The 15242-nt window shown below is 66.2% G+C and carries 15 protein-coding genes; 12 read left to right on the top strand and 3 right to left on the bottom strand.

What is annotated here, in order from left to right:
• Nucleotides 1–61: 61 nt before the first annotated feature.
• The 12 genes from VSR72_RS30135 (at nucleotide 62) to VSR72_RS30080 (ending at nucleotide 11206) form a co-directional block, all read left to right on the top strand.
• Nucleotides 62–805 carry a GntR family transcriptional regulator gene (locus VSR72_RS30135; protein ID WP_342955931.1) on the top strand — a complete coding sequence of 248 codons (744 nt, stop codon included), beginning with the start codon at nucleotides 62–64 and terminating at the stop codon, nucleotides 803–805.
• The gene (locus tag VSR72_RS30130; RefSeq protein WP_342955930.1) at nucleotides 802–1545 is read left to right on the top strand and encodes an ABC transporter ATP-binding protein; all 744 of its coding nucleotides are present in this window, start codon (nucleotides 802–804) and stop codon (nucleotides 1543–1545) included. The genes VSR72_RS30135 and VSR72_RS30130 overlap by 4 nt, the downstream gene beginning before the upstream one ends.
• An 11-nt stretch (nucleotides 1546–1556) precedes the next feature.
• Complete coding sequence (locus VSR72_RS30125) at nucleotides 1557–2366, top strand: ABC transporter permease (RefSeq protein WP_342955929.1); 810 nt, start codon at nucleotides 1557–1559, stop codon at nucleotides 2364–2366.
• A gap of 26 nt (nucleotides 2367–2392) precedes the next feature.
• On the top strand, nucleotides 2393–3391 hold the full coding sequence (locus VSR72_RS30120; RefSeq protein WP_342955928.1) for a PhnD/SsuA/transferrin family substrate-binding protein: 999 nt from the start codon (nucleotides 2393–2395) through the stop codon (nucleotides 3389–3391).
• 79 nt (nucleotides 3392–3470) lie between these two features.
• Nucleotides 3471–4475, top strand: a complete 1005-nt coding sequence (locus VSR72_RS30115) for a zinc-binding dehydrogenase (RefSeq protein WP_342955988.1) — start codon at nucleotides 3471–3473, stop codon at nucleotides 4473–4475.
• A 21-nt stretch (nucleotides 4476–4496) separates the two neighbouring features.
• Nucleotides 4497–4946, top strand: coding sequence for a PaaI family thioesterase (locus VSR72_RS30110; protein WP_342955927.1), 450 nt, complete (start codon nucleotides 4497–4499; stop codon nucleotides 4944–4946).
• A complete protein-coding gene (locus VSR72_RS30105; RefSeq protein ID WP_342955987.1) occupies nucleotides 4946–5710 on the top strand; it encodes a VOC family protein in 765 nt (254 codons plus the stop codon). The genes VSR72_RS30110 and VSR72_RS30105 overlap by 1 nt, the downstream gene beginning before the upstream one ends.
• Nucleotides 5707–7272, top strand: coding sequence for a class I adenylate-forming enzyme family protein (locus VSR72_RS30100; protein ID WP_342955926.1), 1566 nt, complete (start codon nucleotides 5707–5709; stop codon nucleotides 7270–7272). Before VSR72_RS30105 ends, VSR72_RS30100 begins: the two co-directional genes overlap by 4 nt.
• A gap of 4 nt (nucleotides 7273–7276) precedes the next feature.
• Entirely contained in the window at nucleotides 7277–8365 is a 1089-nt protein-coding gene (locus VSR72_RS30095) for an ABC transporter substrate-binding protein (protein WP_342955925.1), read from the top strand.
• Nucleotides 8362–9657, top strand: coding sequence for an acyl-CoA thioester hydrolase/BAAT C-terminal domain-containing protein (locus VSR72_RS30090; protein WP_342955924.1), 1296 nt, complete (start codon nucleotides 8362–8364; stop codon nucleotides 9655–9657). Before VSR72_RS30095 ends, VSR72_RS30090 begins: the two co-directional genes overlap by 4 nt.
• Nucleotides 9654–10409 carry an ABC transporter ATP-binding protein gene (locus tag VSR72_RS30085; RefSeq protein WP_342955923.1) on the top strand — a complete coding sequence of 252 codons (756 nt, stop codon included), beginning with the start codon at nucleotides 9654–9656 and terminating at the stop codon, nucleotides 10407–10409. Before VSR72_RS30090 ends, VSR72_RS30085 begins: the two co-directional genes overlap by 4 nt.
• Nucleotides 10406–11206: an ABC transporter permease gene (locus VSR72_RS30080; protein ID WP_342955922.1), complete on the top strand. Its 801-nt coding sequence runs from the start codon at nucleotides 10406–10408 to the stop codon at nucleotides 11204–11206. The genes VSR72_RS30085 and VSR72_RS30080 overlap by 4 nt, the downstream gene beginning before the upstream one ends.
• Nucleotides 11207–11208: 2 nt before the next feature.
• Here VSR72_RS30080 and VSR72_RS30075 read toward each other — a convergent pair whose 3' ends face one another.
• The 3 genes from VSR72_RS30075 to VSR72_RS30065 are packed head-to-tail and all read right to left on the bottom strand — an operon-like array spanning nucleotide 11209 to nucleotide 15219.
• A complete protein-coding gene (locus VSR72_RS30075) occupies nucleotides 11209–12870 on the bottom strand; it encodes an ABC transporter ATP-binding protein (protein WP_342955921.1) in 1662 nt (553 codons plus the stop codon).
• 13 nt (nucleotides 12871–12883) lie between these two features.
• Nucleotides 12884–13675, bottom strand: coding sequence for an SDR family oxidoreductase (locus tag VSR72_RS30070; protein ID WP_342955920.1), 792 nt, complete (start codon nucleotides 13673–13675; stop codon nucleotides 12884–12886).
• Nucleotides 13672–15219, bottom strand: a complete 1548-nt coding sequence (locus VSR72_RS30065; RefSeq protein WP_342955919.1) for a class I adenylate-forming enzyme family protein — start codon at nucleotides 15217–15219, stop codon at nucleotides 13672–13674. Before VSR72_RS30065 ends, VSR72_RS30070 begins: the two co-directional genes overlap by 4 nt.
• Nucleotides 15220–15242 lie beyond the last annotated feature (23 nt).

Here is a 15242-nt window from a genome sequence, read left to right as displayed (position 1 = left end):
CTGCGCAACTACGATGCTTGCATGAAGGCATCAAGAATGATCTGTGAGTAGCTCACGTGAGATGAACCAAACCGACATGGCAACCAGCCAGCAGGACCAGAGCGACCTGCCCGCACTGCGTGGCGAGGATGCCTACGGGCGAATCCGCCGCGACGTGCTTTCGTGCCGCTTCATGCCCGGCGCGACGCTCACCGAAAGCCAGTTGATGGAGCACTACGGGCTCGGCAAAAGCAGTTGCCGCGTCGCGCTCGTGCGGCTCGTTCATGAGGGGTTCATTCGCGCCATGCCGCGCCAGGGCTATCGCGTTGCGCCGATCACGCTGCGCGACGTCGAAGAGGTGTTCGAACTGCGCGTGCAGCTGGAGCCGCTCGCCGCGCGCCTCGCGTGCGGCCGCGTGGACGTCGCGCTGCTTCGCAGGCTGGAGGCCGCCTGCCGGGTGCCATACCCCGAGCGCGAGCTCTCTGACCAGATCGACGTCTTTCTCGATGCCAACCGCGAATTCCATCTCGCGATCGCGCAGGCGAGTGGCAACGCCCGGCTGCATCACACGCTTGCGAATCTGATGGACGAAATGTCACGCCTCGTCGCACTCGGCTTTGGTGTGCAAGGCACGAAACCGGAAATCCGCCACGACCACAACTCGATGATCGACGCTTTCGAGCGCAACGACGGCCGGCGCGCCGAAACCATCGCGCGCCGCCATATCGAGACCTTCCGCGACATGGCGATGGAAAAGGTCTACGCGAGCCTCTCCAGTTCGGGTGCCTCGCTGCCGGTATTCACCGTTGCGGAGTTGCGGCGATGAGCGCGGCAGCCATCGCGGTGCGCGGTATCGGCAAGCACTTTGGCGAGCTAAAGGTGCTCGACGATGTTGGTTTCGAAGTGGGAGAGGGCGAGACGGTCGCACTGCTTGGCACTTCCGGTTGCGGCAAGAGCACGCTCCTGAACATCGTGGCCGGCCTGGCCGTTCCCGATGCGGGCGAACTGTGGCTGCACGGCGAACGCGCTGCGGCTCGCGGTGAACGACGTTCGCTCGCCTATATGTTCCAGGAAGACCGTCTGTTGCCCTGGCGAACGGTGCAGGCCAACGCCGAACTGGCGCTCGAAGCGGCGCAGCCGCGCTTGTCTGCGCACGGTCGGCGCGAGCGTGCTGCTGCCGCGCTCGAGATGGTCGGGCTCGCGGCGTTTGCTGGCCATCACCCGCATCAACTTTCGGGTGGCATGCGCAGCCGCGTCGCGCTGGCGCGCAGCCTGATTGGCGAGCCCGGCATCCTGTTGATGGACGAACCGTTTTCGAAGCTCGACCCGCAAACGCGCGCGCAGATGCACGGCGAAGTGCTGCGCCTGCGCGCACTGCGGCCCACCACGATCCTGTTCGTGACGCACGATGTGGAGGAAGCGATCGTGCTCGCTGATCGCGTGATCGTACTGGCGCCAAGGCCGGGCCGCGTGCGCGAGATCGTGAACGTGAGCTTGCCGCGCCCGCGCAGCGCCACTGAAACCGACGTTGCCGAAGCGGTCCGCCGTCTGCGCCTCCTCGTATGAGTTCGAGCCCTATGCAAAGCCTAAGCGCACAACGTCGCGGCATTACGACGTCCACCGTCCTTTCCCGCTCCTTCGTGTCGGTTGCCGCGCAGCGCGCCGCGCTCGTCGTCCTGCTCTTGGCCGCCTGGTGGCTGGCCGCGCGGCACATGCCCGCCTTCGTCATGCCGGGTCCGCAAAAGGTCGCGCGGGCGCTCGCGACGTTGCTGCGGTCGCCGTCGTTTTTCAGCGATCTTGGCGCGACGCTGTATCGCGTGCTGGCCGGTTTCGCGCTTGCCGCCGTCGTCGGCGCGCCGCTGGGCGTGGCGCTCGGCGCAAGTCCGCGCGCGGCGAGCTTCTTCGAGCCGTTGCTCTCCACCGTGAATACGGTTTCGTCGGCAATCTGGGCCGTGTTCGCGATCATCTGGTTCGGCATCTCGAACGCGACGACGGTATTCGTCGTCTTCATGACCGCGATGCCGCTCATCCTCACCAACGTGTGGCAGGGCGCGCTCACGGTCGATATGCAGCACGTCGAGCTCGTGCGCAGCTTCCATTTTTCGCCCGCGCAGATCATGCGCAAGATTTATCTGCCAACCATCCTGCCGCACTTCTTTGCGGGCGCGCGACTCGCCTTCGGGTTTGGCTGGCGCGTGTCGCTCGTGGCCGAGACCATCGGTGCCTCGAACGGCATTGGCTACCGGCTGCGCCAAGCTGCCGATCTCGTACAAACCGATCAGGTGTTTGCCTGGACCGTCACGCTGGTCGTGCTTATGTTGATGCTCGAAGCGGGCATTCTGAAACCACTCGAAAGGCGGCTGTTTCGCTGGAAACGCGCCGCATGAATTCTCAGCTAACGGGGAAACGTATTATGCAAGCGATCGACAGACTCAAGCGGGCCGCCATGGCGGCCCTGGTTGCCGCCGCCTCGGCGGGTACGGCGCAGGCGGCACATGCGCAACCGCTACGCATTGGTTACTGGACGAGCGGCGTGAGCCTCGGCTTCGGCGCGGTGCTCGAAGCGAAGCCCTTCTTGCAGCAGCGTGGCCTCGACGTGCAGTTCGTGCACTTCGCCGACGTGAACGCGCCGAACCGCGCACTGGCCGCGGATGCGATCGACTTCGCGTTTGCCGCGCCCGCTGCAGCGGTATTCGGCTCCGCGGCGCAGGGCGCGCCGCTGCGTATCGTGCTGGCGACCCAGCCGGCCGACGTGGCGTTCGTCGCGCCCGAAGACTCGCCGATCCACGCGCTCGCCGACCTGCGTGGCAAGAAAGTCGGCATGTCGCCGCCGGGGAGTTCGGTGGCCTCGATCGCAACGGCCGTATTGCAGGGCAATTACGGCATTCGCAGCGCGGACTTTTCGATCGTCTCCGGCAACGAAGGACGCCTCGCGCAGTTTCTCGCGCAAAAGCAGGTCGACGCGGCAGCGGTGCGCACGATCACGATCGCACAATTGAAGGACCTGAAGGTGCGCCAGCTCGGCTCGTTCGGCGACGAGTGGAAGAAGCTCACGAAGAGCGATGCCGTGCCCTATATCGGCGTGAGCGCGGTGCGAGCGGACTGGCTCGGGCAACACCCGGCCGACGCGGCGAAGCTCGTCGCCGGCTTGCGTGACGCGCTGCAATGGGGCGCGTCGCATCACAGCGAGGTTTCGGCAATCCTCCAAAATAGCGCAAATCTTCCGCCGGCCGATGCCGATGCCTATGCGTCGCGCTGGTCGGAGATCAACCGCGTGACGTTCGAGCCCACCGACATCGCGACCTTGCAGCGCGAGCACAAGATTTTCGTGGACGGCGGCGTGATCGAAGGCGATCTGCCGGCAGGCCTGTTCGACACCGCGCCGTACGCCGCGTCGCGATCCATTCGCTGAAGTTCTATTCCTGTTGCTTTTTCCTGAATGTCACAAGTATTTCGGAGTCCAATACATGGCAGTTTCCCTTCCTTCCACCATGAAGGCGCTCGTGCTGCGTGAGCACGGCGATCTGGACCAGCTCGAAGTGGTGAGCGACAAGCCCGTGCCGCAGCCCGAGCGCGGTGGCGTGGTGATTCGCGTGCGCGCCTCGTCCTTCAATTATCACGATGTGTTCACCGTGAAAGGCATGCCGGGGATCAAGGTGCCGCTGCCTGTCGTGATCGGACTCGACATGGCGGGCGAGATCGCCGCGCTGGGCGTTGGCGTCGAAGGCTGGAAAGTGGGTGACCGGGTGCTTGTGAATCCGCTCAATCGCGAGAAAGGTCTGATGGGCGAAATGCTGGACGGTGGCATGGCCGAGTATTGCGCGGTCTCGGCTGCGCAACTCATTGCGCTGCCCGATTCGGTGAGCTACGAGGCGGCCTCTGCGTTGCCGGTCGCTTATGGCACGGCGCACCGCATGCTCATCACGCACGAAACGGTGAAGGCCGGTGACCGCGTGCTGATTCTCGGTGCGAGCGGCGGCGTGGGCACAGCGTCGCTGCTGCTCGCGAAGCAACTCGGCGCGGAGGTCATCGCCTGCGCGGGCAGCGACGAAAAGGCGGCACAGTTGAAGGCGTTGGGGGCGGACCACGTCGTCAACTATCGCACCACGGACTTCTCGAAGTGGGCCATCGGCCAGTACGGCAAGCCGCAGCGGCGCAGCCACGAAGGGGGCGTAGACGTGGTCGTGAACTTCACGGGGGGCGACACATGGCTGCCCTCGCTCAAGTGCGTGAGGCGCGGAGGCACGGTGCTCGTGTGCGGCGCAACGGCAGGGCACGATCCGAAGGAAGACCTGCGCTACATCTGGAGTTTCGAACTCAAGGTGATCGGGTCCAACAGTTTCTACGACGACAACCTGCGCGCGCTGCTCGACCAGATCGCGAGCGGCAAACTCGCGCCCGCCATCGACCGCGTGCTGCCGCTGGAGAAGGCCGCCGAAGGCTTGAGGCTGATTCGCGACCGCGAAGTGCTGGGCAAGGTAGTCGTCAATCCGTAATCGAGGCGTGGGAGAACAAGCATGAGTCAGGAAGCAAGCACGCCGGCGCAGCCGGACGCGGCGGAAGTGGAGGCGCGGTTGCGCCGCGGTCCGTATCACGAATGGCTCGGCCTGAAGGTCGTGGCCGTGACCGAGGGCGAGATCGAGCTGAGCGCGCAATGGCGCGAGGAATGGGTTGTGAACCCCGAAAAGCGCTATACGCATGGCGGTATTCTCGCGGCGCTCGTCGATCTGGCCGCCGACTGGGCGCTGGTATCGAAGACGGGGCGCGGCGTGCCGACCATCGACTTGCGTGTCGATTATCACCGCGCGGCGCTGCCCGGCGATCTGCGCGTGAAGGGCAAGGTGATCCGCTTCGGCTCGCAGATCGCGACCGCCGAGGCGCATGTGTTCGACTCCGACGGCAAGCTCGTCGCGAGCGGGCGGGGCGCGTATTCCACCGCAGCCGCGCAGCAGCCCGCCCGCCCGTGATGCTGTCACTCGATCATCTCGTCATCAATACGCGCTTCGATACCGACGCTGCCGAAGCGCAGTTTCGTGCGCTGGGCTTCACGGTGACGCCGCGCGGCTTCCACACGCTCGGCTCGATCAATCATGCGATCGTGTTCGAGGACCACTACCTCGAACTGATCGGGCTGCCTGCCGACGGCTCGACCGTGCGTGCGGAAATCGCCGCGAGTCCCATTGGGACCGACGGCCTCGTCTATCGCAGCGATGATGCGCAGCGCACGTACGTGCGGTTGCGTGCGGACGGCTTCGATGTAACCGCGCCGCAGCATTTCTCGCGACCGGTCGAGGGTCTCGGCGATGCGCGCTTCGTGACCGTTCGCTTCACGCCGGGGCAGTTTTCAGGCGGCCGCGTGTATTTTTGCCAGCACCTGACGCCAGAGTTCGTGTTTCGCGCGTCATGGCGCAGTCACGCAAACGGCGCCTATGCGCTCGCGGCGCTGCATCTGATCGACGTGGAGCGGGAAGCCTATGCGCGTCTCGGCGAGCCGGCCCCCGGCTTCGACCTCGCTTTTCACGCTCGCGCCGCGTTCGATGCGCGCTTTGGCACGTTAGCCGCCCATGTTGCATTGCGAGCGCCGCGCTACGGCGCGATTACCCTCCGCACGCCGCAATGGCGCGAAATGGGGGATCGCGCAACGCAAGCGCAGTTGCCGTTCGTGGTGGAAGCCGCGCGCAGCGTCGTGGCGTTGCCCAATTTCGACACCTTGCTGGAGTTCGTGCCATGAACGCGCCAACGAACCTGGGCGAGCTGATCGACCGCACTGCCGATCCTCACGCGCTCGCGCTCGTCGAACTCGACGAAACGCTCACGGCGGTCGAGTACACCTTCGGAGAGCTCGACGCGCTGGCCGAAAGCGTCGCAGCCTCGCTCGCGGCACGCTACGAGCGAGGCGAGCGCGTGGCGCTGCTCGCGGCGAATTCGGCGCACTATGTGGCGACGGTGCTTGGCATCATGCGCGCGGGACTGATTGCCGTGCCGGTGAACTTTCGTTTTCCTCGCGCGCTCATTGCCGACGTGATCGCGGACAGCGGCGCGCGCCTCGTGTTCTGCGACGCGAAGCGCATGGCGGACGTGCCAACGGGTTTCGCGGCCGTCGCGTTCGATGCGCGCGCAATGGAATTGCCGGAGAGACTGCCCCCGAACGTCACGCTGTTTTCGTCGTTCATCGCGAATGAGCGTGGAACGCGCGTGACAGCCATCGTCCCGCACGCGGACGAGCCCGCGCTCATGCTCTACACCTCGGGGTCGACTGGGCGGCCCAAAGGCGTCGTGCTTTCGCATCGAAGCCATCTTTGGGTCGTGCGCACGCGGCTGCAGTCGCAACCGCTGCAAGGAGAGCGCGTGTTGATCGCCGCACCGCTCTTTCACATGAACGCGCTCGCACTGGCATTCCTCGCGTTGGCTGCACGTGCGACGATCGTAATGCTCCCGCAGTTCGACGCAGCGAACTACATTCGCGCCGTCACCGGCTGGCGCTGCACGTGGCTTACGGCCGTGCCGCCGATGATCGCGATGATGATGCAGGAACACGCGCTGCTCGCGCAAAGCGATTTCTCGTCCGTGCGCTATGTGCGCATGGGCTCCGCGCCCGTGAGCGCCGCGCTGCAGGAGCAAATACGCGCGCTTTTACCCAATGCGCGCGTGATCAATGCCTATGGCACAACGGAAGGCGGCCCGGTGGTGTTCGGCCCGCATCCGCAAGATTTGCCGACGCCACCGCTCTCGGTGGGCGCTGCGCACCCGCTCGTGTCGCTGCGTCTCGTCGACGAATACGGCGCCGAGGCCGACGAGGGCGAGCTGGAACTGCGCAGCCCGGCGCTCATGAACGGCTATCACAACCGTCCGGACCTGCGCGCGCCCCTCACGCCCGACGGCTATTACCGTACAGGCGACGTATTTCAGCGAGACACCGATGGCTTCTACACGTTCGTTGGACGCCGCGACGACATGTTCGTTTGCGGCGGCGAGAACATCTACCCCGGCGAAGTCGAGCGCATGCTGGAGCGTCATCCTCTCGTCGCGCAAGCCTGCGTCGTGCCGGTGCCCGACGCGATCAAGGGCGAAAAACCCGTGGCGTTTGTCGTGCTGAAAGCCGCGGCGCAAACAGACGAGAAAGCGCTCAAGCGGTTCGCGCTGGAGCAGGCTCCGGCTTTTCAGCATCCCCGCCGCGTGTGGTTCGTCGGTGCGCTGCCGGTTGCATCGACGAACAAGTTCGACCGCGCCAGCCTCAAGGCCGATGCGGTGCGGCGCATCGCCATGCCGAGCGCCACTTACCTGGACCAGTGATTCCATGAAACGAATACGTATTTTTGCCGCCGGCCTCGCTGTCGCCGCAACGCCGCTCGTCGCGATGGCCGCGAGCGACACACGTGCGCTCGAAACCGTCACGGTGGGCCTCGCGATTCCCCCTGCCGTGCACGACGGCGCGCCCTATGCGGCCGCCGACAAGCTCGGCCTTTTCAGGAGCGAAGGGCTCGACGTGAAGCTCGTCGTCTTCCAGGGCGCGGGTGCGTTGATTCCACAGGTGGCGAGCAAGCGCATCACCTTTGGCTATCCCACTGCCGAGCCGCTGCTTTCGAGCTACCTGAACGGCGGCATGCCCCCGCCCGTACGCTACTTCTACAACGGCGTGCCAGCCAACACGATGGAATTCGCGGTGCTTGCCTCGTCGCCGGTGAAAACGCTCGCCGACCTCAAGGACAAGAAGATCGGCGTGGGCGCGCTCACGTGGGGCACCATTCCCGGCGGGCGAGCGGCGCTGCGCGAAGCAGGGCTGCAGCCGGGCACGAATGTCGACTACGTTGCCGTCGGCTCGCTTGGCGCGGGCTTTCATGCGCTCAAGACGGGCGCCGTCGATGCGCTGAACTTCAACAGCAGTTGGGACGACATGCTGGAACTCTCCGGCACGCCGGTTCGCCGCATCCGCTATCCGGCCGTGTTCGACGCGACAGCGGGCAACGGTTTCATCGCGCATCGCGACACCTTCGCCGAGCGGCCCGACCTGATCGCCCGCTTTGGGCGCGCCTATACGCAAGCGCAGATCGTCTGCGACGCGAATCCGGCGTTTTGCGTGAAAGCGTTCTGGGACGAGCATCCCGAGTCGAAACCGCAGGGCGACGAGGCGCAGAACCTGCGTGTGGCCGAGGAACTGCTCAAGCGCCGGCTCGACCGCGTGCTGCGCACGCCGGATGGCAAGCCGCGCCAGCCTGGCGCCTACGACCTTGGCGCGGTGCGCGCGAATCTCGCCGAGATGCAACGCGTGGGAGAACTTGCACAGGGCAATGTGCCGCTCGATCAATTGTTCTCGAATCAGTTCGTGGCCGACTTCAGCCGCTTCGACGAGGCCGCGCTGCGCGAACGCGCGCGGCAGCAGCCATGAACGCTCGCATCGAGGTGACGCCACGTATTGCGCTCGTCGATGTGGCAAGGCGCATCGTGCTGACCGGCTTCGCGCCCCAGGCGCAGGTCGAGATCGTCGCGCAACTAGCAATGCCCGATGGCAGCGCGTGGCGCAGCACGAATCACTTCGTGACCGACGCAGACGGCAGCGTCGATCTGGGCAAAGCCGCGCCGGTGTCGGGCGACTACGCGGGCAGCGGCGTGCAGCCGATGGGCATCGTCTGGTCGATGCAGTGCGTGAGCGAAGCCACGCGGCCCGAAAGCGTCGCGCCTGTCACGATTGAACTTAACGCCCGCGACAGCGCTGGCATAACGGCCACCACGCATTTCACGCAGCAGTATGTCGCCGAAGGTGTCACGTGCCGCGAGATTCGGGAGGAGGGCGTGGTCGGCACGCTGTTCACCCCAGCGACGCCGGGACCGCATCCGGCGGTCGTCGTGCTCAACGGCTCGGGTGGCGGCATCAACGAACCGCGTGCCGCACTCTACGCCGCGCACGGCTATGCAGCGCTCGCGCTCGGTTATTTCAATGCACCCGGCCTGCCGCCGACGATCTCGCACACGCCGCTCGAATATTTCGCGGCCGCGCTCGACTGGCTGCGTGCAAGCGAGAAGCCGGAGTCCGGCTTCGTAGCGGTCGCTGGGCAGTCGCGCGGCGGCGAACTGGCCTTGCTGCTTGCCGCGACATGGCCCGAACGTGTCTCAGCCGTGATCGGCTATGTGCCCAGCGCCGTGCTGCACGGCACGCTGCGCGCGGGCGCGCCCGGCGAGGCGCCGGATTCGGTGGCGTGGACGCTCGGCGGCCGTCCGCTCGCGCACGTCTGGGAAGACAACGCGAGCGCGGATTGGTCCGCGTTCCGTCATGCGCCCGCGCCGGGCGAGCCGGTGCGGCAGGCGCCGGCCTTCGAGTCCGCGCTGCGTGACGCCGCGGCCGTCGCGCGGGCGCGGATCCCCGTCGAGCGGATCGAGGCACCGATCCTGCTGATATCGGGCACGGACGACGGCTTCTGGCCATCGTCGCGCTACGCTGAGACGATTGCTGCGGACCTGCGTGCTCGCGGCTTCGCGCATCGCGTCGAGCATTTACGCTACGAAAGTGCGGGCCACTCGATCCTGTTCCCGCACGTGCCGACCACGCAGATCGCACGCGTTCATCCGGTTGCGCGCGTGGCGATCACGGCAGGCGGCACCGCGGCCGCGAATGCACACGCGAACGAGGCGTCGTGGCCGCGCGTATTGGCGTTTCTCGACGCGGCGAGGCGCACGCGATGAGTGCGAGCGCCTTTCACGCCGAGGGCGTTTCGGTGCGCTACCGCACCCGCACGGGGACGATCGACGCATTGCTAGATGTCGACCTGCGTATCGCCCAGGGCGAGTTCGTGGCGCTGCTGGGGCCGTCCGGCTGCGGCAAGTCCACGTTGCTCAAGGTTGCGGCCGCACTCATTGCGCCCACCTCGGGGCGCGCGAGCGTGAGCGGCGCGCCGCTCGCGAAGCCAGGGCGCCAGGTGGGCGTCGCGTTCCAGAAACCCAACCTGCTGCCGTGGCGCAACGTGCTCGACAACGTGCTGCTGCCCGCGCGCACGCTGCGTTTGCCGTTAGCGCAGGCGCAGGAACGTGCGCGCGAATTGCTGGCGCTGGTCGGCCTCGACGCTTTCGCGCGCAACTATCCCGCCGAGCTTTCGGGCGGCATGCAACAGCGCGTGGGCATCGCGCGCATGCTGCTGCACGATCCCGCTTTGCTGCTGATGGACGAGCCGTTCGCCGCGCTCGACGCGCTCACGCGCGAGCGTCTCACGTTGGAGTTGCAGCGCATCTGGCTCGCGCAGCGCAAGTCCGTGCTGTTCATCACACACAGCATTCCCGAAGCGGTTTTCCTCGCGGACCGCGTGCTCGTCATGTCCGCGCGGCCGGGGCGAATCGTCGACGAACTGGTGGTTCCTCTCGCGCGCCCGCGCGATGCGGATACGCTCAGTTCAGCCGCGTTCGTCGAGGCATGCGCCCATTTGCGGAGGCATTTTCAATGAAGCGTCTACGGTTGAATAAGGCGGCGCCTGCGGCGCTCTATCCGCTCGCGAGCCTGGCGGCCGCCATTGCCTGCTGGCAGGCCATCGTCGTGGCCTGGTCGATCCCAGACTACGTGCTTCCCGGGCCCGCCGAGGTCTGGAGGGCGCTCGCAGCGGGCTTCGCGGACGGCACGCTGTGGCCTCATATCGGCGCGACGCTGGGCGAAACGCTGCTCGGGTATTGGATCGGCAGCGTGCTCGCTGTCTTCATGGGCGCGTTGCTTGCGGAGTCTCGCGTGTTCGAGCGCTTCGTGTTTCCACTGCTCGCGGGTTTGCAGGCCATGCCGAAGGTCGCGCTCGGACCGATCATTCTCGTCTGGTGTGGCTACGGCAGTGCCTCCAAAGTCGTGCTCGTCGTGCTGGTGTGCTTCTTCCCGTTGTTCGTCAACACCGTGAACGGTCTCAAGCGTGCCGACCCCGATCTGCTCGATGCGTGCCGCGCGTTTTCGGCTTCGCGCGTGTTTCTGTTTTTTCACGTGAAGCTCCCATGCGCCGCACCGGAGATATTCAGCGGCCTGCAGATCGGCGTGTCGCTCGCGCTGATCGGCGCCGTGGTCGGCGAGTTCCTTTCGTCACAGCGCGGGCTGGGCTATCTGATCAGCTCGGCTTCGGTGAACATGAGCGTCGCGACGATGTTTGCGGGCGTCGTGCTGCTCGCCGTGATCGGCGTGAGCGGCGCGCAGCTCGTGCGCGCCGTGCAGCGCCGCGTGGTGTTCTGGGAGCGTAGCGACGGCGACGCGAGTCGCGCACGCGGATGACTTCATCCGCCATCCGCGTGCGCGAGGGGTTGATCTTGGCGTTTTGGCGGATGCCACGCCCGGCCTGGCACGGAGTCGAGCAGCGTGCGCGTATAGGGATGGCGCGGTGCGGTGAACAGCTCGCGCGGCGCACCATATTCGACGATCGCGCCGTCCTTCATCACGGCGATGCGGTCGCACAACTGCGCCGCCACGCGCAGGTCGTGGGTGATGAACAGCATCGACAAACCGAGCTCGGCTTTCAGACGCGCGAGCAGCGTCAATACCTGCGCCTGCACGGACACGTCCAGCGCTGAGACCGGTTCATCGGCGACCAGCACTTTCGGCTCTAGTGCGAGCGCGCGGGCAAGGCCGATACGCTGGCGTTGACCGCCCGAGAACTCGTGCGGAAAGCGCGTGAGCGCATCGGGTGAGAGACCCACCAGTGCGAACAGTTCGCGCGCGCGGGCATGGGCGCGCGCAGGCTCGACACCGCGTGCAATGGGCCCTTGGGTCACGATGTCGCCCACCTGGCGCCGCGGATTCAGCGATCCATAGGGATCCTGAAAGACCATTTGCACACCGAGCCTGTGTGCCTGTGCCTCACGTGTGCGAGGATGCTGGCCGAAATCGTCGCCCTCGTAGTGAATGGCGCCGCTGTCAGGGGTAACGAGCCGCATGATTGTGCGCGCAAGTGTCGATTTTCCCGACCCGCTTTCACCGACGATGCCAAGTGTCGAGCCGCGCGAGAGTTCGAAAGAGACGTCGCGCAACGCGGCCACGCGTGTGGCCCTGCGGCCTCGCGGGCGATACGTCTTTGTCAGGCCCAGCACCGAGAGGAGCGCGCTCGCTTGCGCCGCTGCTAAGTGCACGGGCTCCGAGAAACCTGCCGCCGCCGGCGGCGGCGGGACGGCATCGATCAGCGCTTGCGTGTAAGCGTGTGCCGGCCGGTTGAGCACATCGTGCGCCGCGCCCTGTTCGACGAGTTCGCCGTGCCTCATGACCGCAATGCGATCGGCCACTTCGGCCACCACGCCGAAGTCATGCGTGATGAACAGCACAGCAGCGCCGTTGCGGCGCTGCAAGTCGCGGATCAAATGCAGAATCTGCGCCTGGGTCGTGACGTCGAGCGCCGTGGTCGGCTCGTCGGCGATCAGCAGTTCCGGTTCGAGCGCGAGCGCCATGGCAATCATCGCGCGCTGGCGCTGTCCGCCAGAAAGCTCGTGCGGGTAGCGGCGCAACGCCTGCTCCGGCGCGGGAATCTGCACGGCGTCCAGCAGTTCCAGCGAACGCGCGCGGATTTGCGCGCGGCCAAGGCGGGTGTGCGTGCGAAAGACTTCGGCAATCTGGCCGCCGATCGTGTGCAGCGGGTTCAGCGCGGTCATCGGTTCCTGGAAGATCATGCCGATGCGGTTGCCGCGCCAGCGCCGCAGTTGGCCGCGCGGTAGCGTGAGCAAATCGGTCTGCCCGCGCCACAGCAGATTTCCACCGGTCACGCGCGCGCCTTCCGGGAGCAATCCCGTCAGCGCGCTGGCGGTCATCGACTTGCCGGAGCCGCTTTCGCCGACCATGCACAGGAGTTCGCCCGCATCGAGCGAGAACGACACGTTGTTCAGCGCGTGGGGCCGGTCCGCGCCCGCAGGCAGCGCGACTGTGAGATTGCGTACATCAAGCAGTGCAGTCATGACGTGTCCGGGGTTAGAGGCGCTGGCCGCCGCTGGCGTCGATCTTTTGCCCCGTGATCCAGCGGCCCTCGTGACTCGCGAGAAAGGCCACGATATCGGCGATGTCACCCGGCTGGCCGACGCGGCCGAGCGCAATGGATTGCGCGACCACTTGGCTTGCAACGGGATCGTTTGCGTCGCGATTGAGGTCGGTTGCGGTCGCGCCGGGCAGCACGGCGTTCACGGTGATGCCGCGCGCGCCCAGTTCGGCGGCGAGCACCAGCGTCAACGCTTCCAGTCCGGCCTTCGCGGGCGCATAGACGCTCATGCGCGGATACGCGGCGCGCGTACCCATGGACGAGATGTTGACGATGCGGCCGCCATCGCGCAGATAAGGTAGCGACTGCTGAATCAGGAAGAAGGGCGTTTTCAGGTTGACCTGCATGATGCGGTCGTAGTCCTCGGACTGCACTTCGGCGATCCGAGCGCGCAAGCCTTCGCCCGCGTTGTTCACGAGAATGTCGAACGCCTCGGGCAAGCCGCGCTCGCGCAGCGCCGCGTGCAGGCCATCGAGCAGGACACGTACGCCTTCAGTGGCGGCAAGGTCTGCGCCCAGCACGAAGGCCTGGCCGCCTGCGTCGACGATCTCGCGCGCAACGTCGAGCGCTTTTTCGCGTTCACGGCCGTAGTGGACCGCGACGATCGCGCCACGCCTGCCGAGCGCGAGCGCAATGGCGCGGCCGATGCCGCGGCTCGCGCCCGTGACGAGCGCAACCTTGCCGGCGAGGCTTCCATACCTCGAATCGAGGGGCAGGGCAGCGCTCATGCTGTGACTCCGTGCGCGGCTGGCGCGTCGTGGCTCCAGCCGTGGGTGGCCTCGAGTTCACGCGCGCGCTGCAGCAGCGCATGGCGATCCACTTTGTTGGTGCCAGCCCAGGGCAGCTCCGCAACAAATGCGATGCGGCGCGGATGTTGATAGGCAGGCCCGTTCGCGAGCGCGTGCTGCGCAAGCGCCTGGGCAGACAACGCGCTGCCCGGCTGCCGCACCACGAAGGCAACGGGCACGGCGGCGCGTTCTTCGTCGGGCAGCGGAACGACGCTCGCCTGGCGCACTTCCGGATGCGATTCGAGCAGCTTTTCAACTTCGACCGGATAGATGTTCTCGCCTGCGCAGACGAACATGTCGTCGGCGCGGCCGACGAAGTAGAAGAAGCCGTGCGCGTCGCGGCGCATCACGTCGCCGCTGTAGTACCAGCCGTCGGCTAGCACTTGCGCGGTCTTTTCCGGCAGCCGGTGATAGCCGTGCATCACGGCGGGATTGCGCATGAGCAGCACGCCTTCGTTTTCATCGGGACCGTTCACGAGTTGCACTGCCTCGTTCGATAGCGGATAGCCGAGCGCGAGGGGCGGCGTGGGCAAGCCTTGCGGATGCAGGCCGAACACACTCGGCCCCGCTTCGGTCGTGCCATAGCCGTGCACGATGCGCGCGTGCGAAAACACCGCCTGGATGCGCTCGAAGAGCGCAAGGCTCATTGGCGCGGAGCCGAGCATGATGCGCGCCAGCGCGGAGAAGTCGCGCCCTGCATAGTTCGCGGTGTCCTTCACGATGCGCGCGAACATGGTGGGCACGGCTGCGAGCACCGTGATGCGGTAGCGTTCGAGCGCATCGACGTAAGCCGGCACGTCGAAGCCCGGCTGAATCACGAGCAGCCCGTTGACGGAGAACGCGCGCTTGGCCATGAACAGTCCGTTCATATGGAAGAGCGGCTGTGCGAGCAGATAACGCTCGGTCGAGGGATCGTCGGGCTTGACGTAAGTTGCGCCCAGCGCCCACAACTGGCCCGCGTGCGTGAGCGGCACGCCCTTGGGTTTGCCGGTGGAGCCGGACGTATAGAGCATTTGCGCGACCTGGTCGGGATGCGCGGCGACGGCTTCGAAGTCGGCGGGCGTGATTTGCGTTGCGAAACCCTCCGGGCCCGCGTCGTCAAAGTCGATGACAGGCACGCGTGCGGCCAGCGCAGGACGGCGGTCGGCGTCGACGAAGGCGAGCGCAACTTCGGCGTCCTGCAGCACGTAGTCGAGGTTCTCCTGCGACTGCTTGATGTTGATCGGTACGGCCACGAGGCCGGCTCGCATGATGCCGAAGTAGGCGATCAGATACTCGGCGCGGTTCAGCGAGGCAATGGCGACGTGCGCGCCCGCATGCAGCCCACGGCTGAGCAGGGCGGTCGCCACGCCGTTCGCGAGGCGGTCGATCTGGGCGTGCGTCCACGTGACGGGCCGCGCGGGCTCGCGCAGATCGACTATGGCGGGCGTTTCGAGGTCGAGCGCCTGGTCGACCAGGCTTCCGAGATTGGTCCACCGTGTCATGATCAGGAATCCTTCTTGATGAT

The organism is Paraburkholderia sp. JHI869, from assembly GCF_038900775.1.
In the GTDB taxonomy this organism is placed as follows: Bacteria; Pseudomonadota; Gammaproteobacteria; order Burkholderiales; family Burkholderiaceae; genus Paraburkholderia.
Note: the sequence above shows the minus strand (reverse complement) of the source record. Positions and strands in the feature narration are given on the sequence as shown.

Bases quoted from the DNA above. Each gene is read 5' to 3' on its own strand.
- VSR72_RS30135 (WP_342955931.1), top strand. From the start codon at position 62: ATGAACCAAACCGACATGGCAACCAGCCAGCAGGACCAGAGCGACCTG.
- VSR72_RS30130 (WP_342955930.1), top strand. From the start codon at position 802: ATGAGCGCGGCAGCCATCGCGGTGCGCGGTATCGGCAAGCACTTTGGC.
- VSR72_RS30125 (WP_342955929.1), top strand. From the start codon at position 1,557: ATGCAAAGCCTAAGCGCACAACGTCGCGGCATTACGACGTCCACCGTC.
- VSR72_RS30120 (WP_342955928.1), top strand. From the start codon at position 2,393: ATGCAAGCGATCGACAGACTCAAGCGGGCCGCCATGGCGGCCCTGGTT.
- VSR72_RS30115 (WP_342955988.1), top strand. From the start codon at position 3,471: ATGAAGGCGCTCGTGCTGCGTGAGCACGGCGATCTGGACCAGCTCGAA.
- VSR72_RS30110 (WP_342955927.1), top strand. From the start codon at position 4,497: ATGAGTCAGGAAGCAAGCACGCCGGCGCAGCCGGACGCGGCGGAAGTG.
- VSR72_RS30105 (WP_342955987.1), top strand. From the start codon at position 4,946: ATGCTGTCACTCGATCATCTCGTCATCAATACGCGCTTCGATACCGAC.
- VSR72_RS30100 (WP_342955926.1), top strand. From the start codon at position 5,707: ATGAACGCGCCAACGAACCTGGGCGAGCTGATCGACCGCACTGCCGAT.
- VSR72_RS30095 (WP_342955925.1), top strand. From the start codon at position 7,277: ATGAAACGAATACGTATTTTTGCCGCCGGCCTCGCTGTCGCCGCAACG.
- VSR72_RS30090 (WP_342955924.1), top strand. From the start codon at position 8,362: ATGAACGCTCGCATCGAGGTGACGCCACGTATTGCGCTCGTCGATGTG.
- VSR72_RS30085 (WP_342955923.1), top strand. From the start codon at position 9,654: ATGAGTGCGAGCGCCTTTCACGCCGAGGGCGTTTCGGTGCGCTACCGC.
- VSR72_RS30080 (WP_342955922.1), top strand. From the start codon at position 10,406: ATGAAGCGTCTACGGTTGAATAAGGCGGCGCCTGCGGCGCTCTATCCG.
- VSR72_RS30075 (WP_342955921.1), bottom strand. From the start codon at position 12,870: ATGACTGCACTGCTTGATGTACGCAATCTCACAGTCGCGCTGCCTGCG.
- VSR72_RS30070 (WP_342955920.1), bottom strand. From the start codon at position 13,675: ATGAGCGCTGCCCTGCCCCTCGATTCGAGGTATGGAAGCCTCGCCGGC.
- VSR72_RS30065 (WP_342955919.1), bottom strand. From the start codon at position 15,219: ATGACACGGTGGACCAATCTCGGAAGCCTGGTCGACCAGGCGCTCGAC.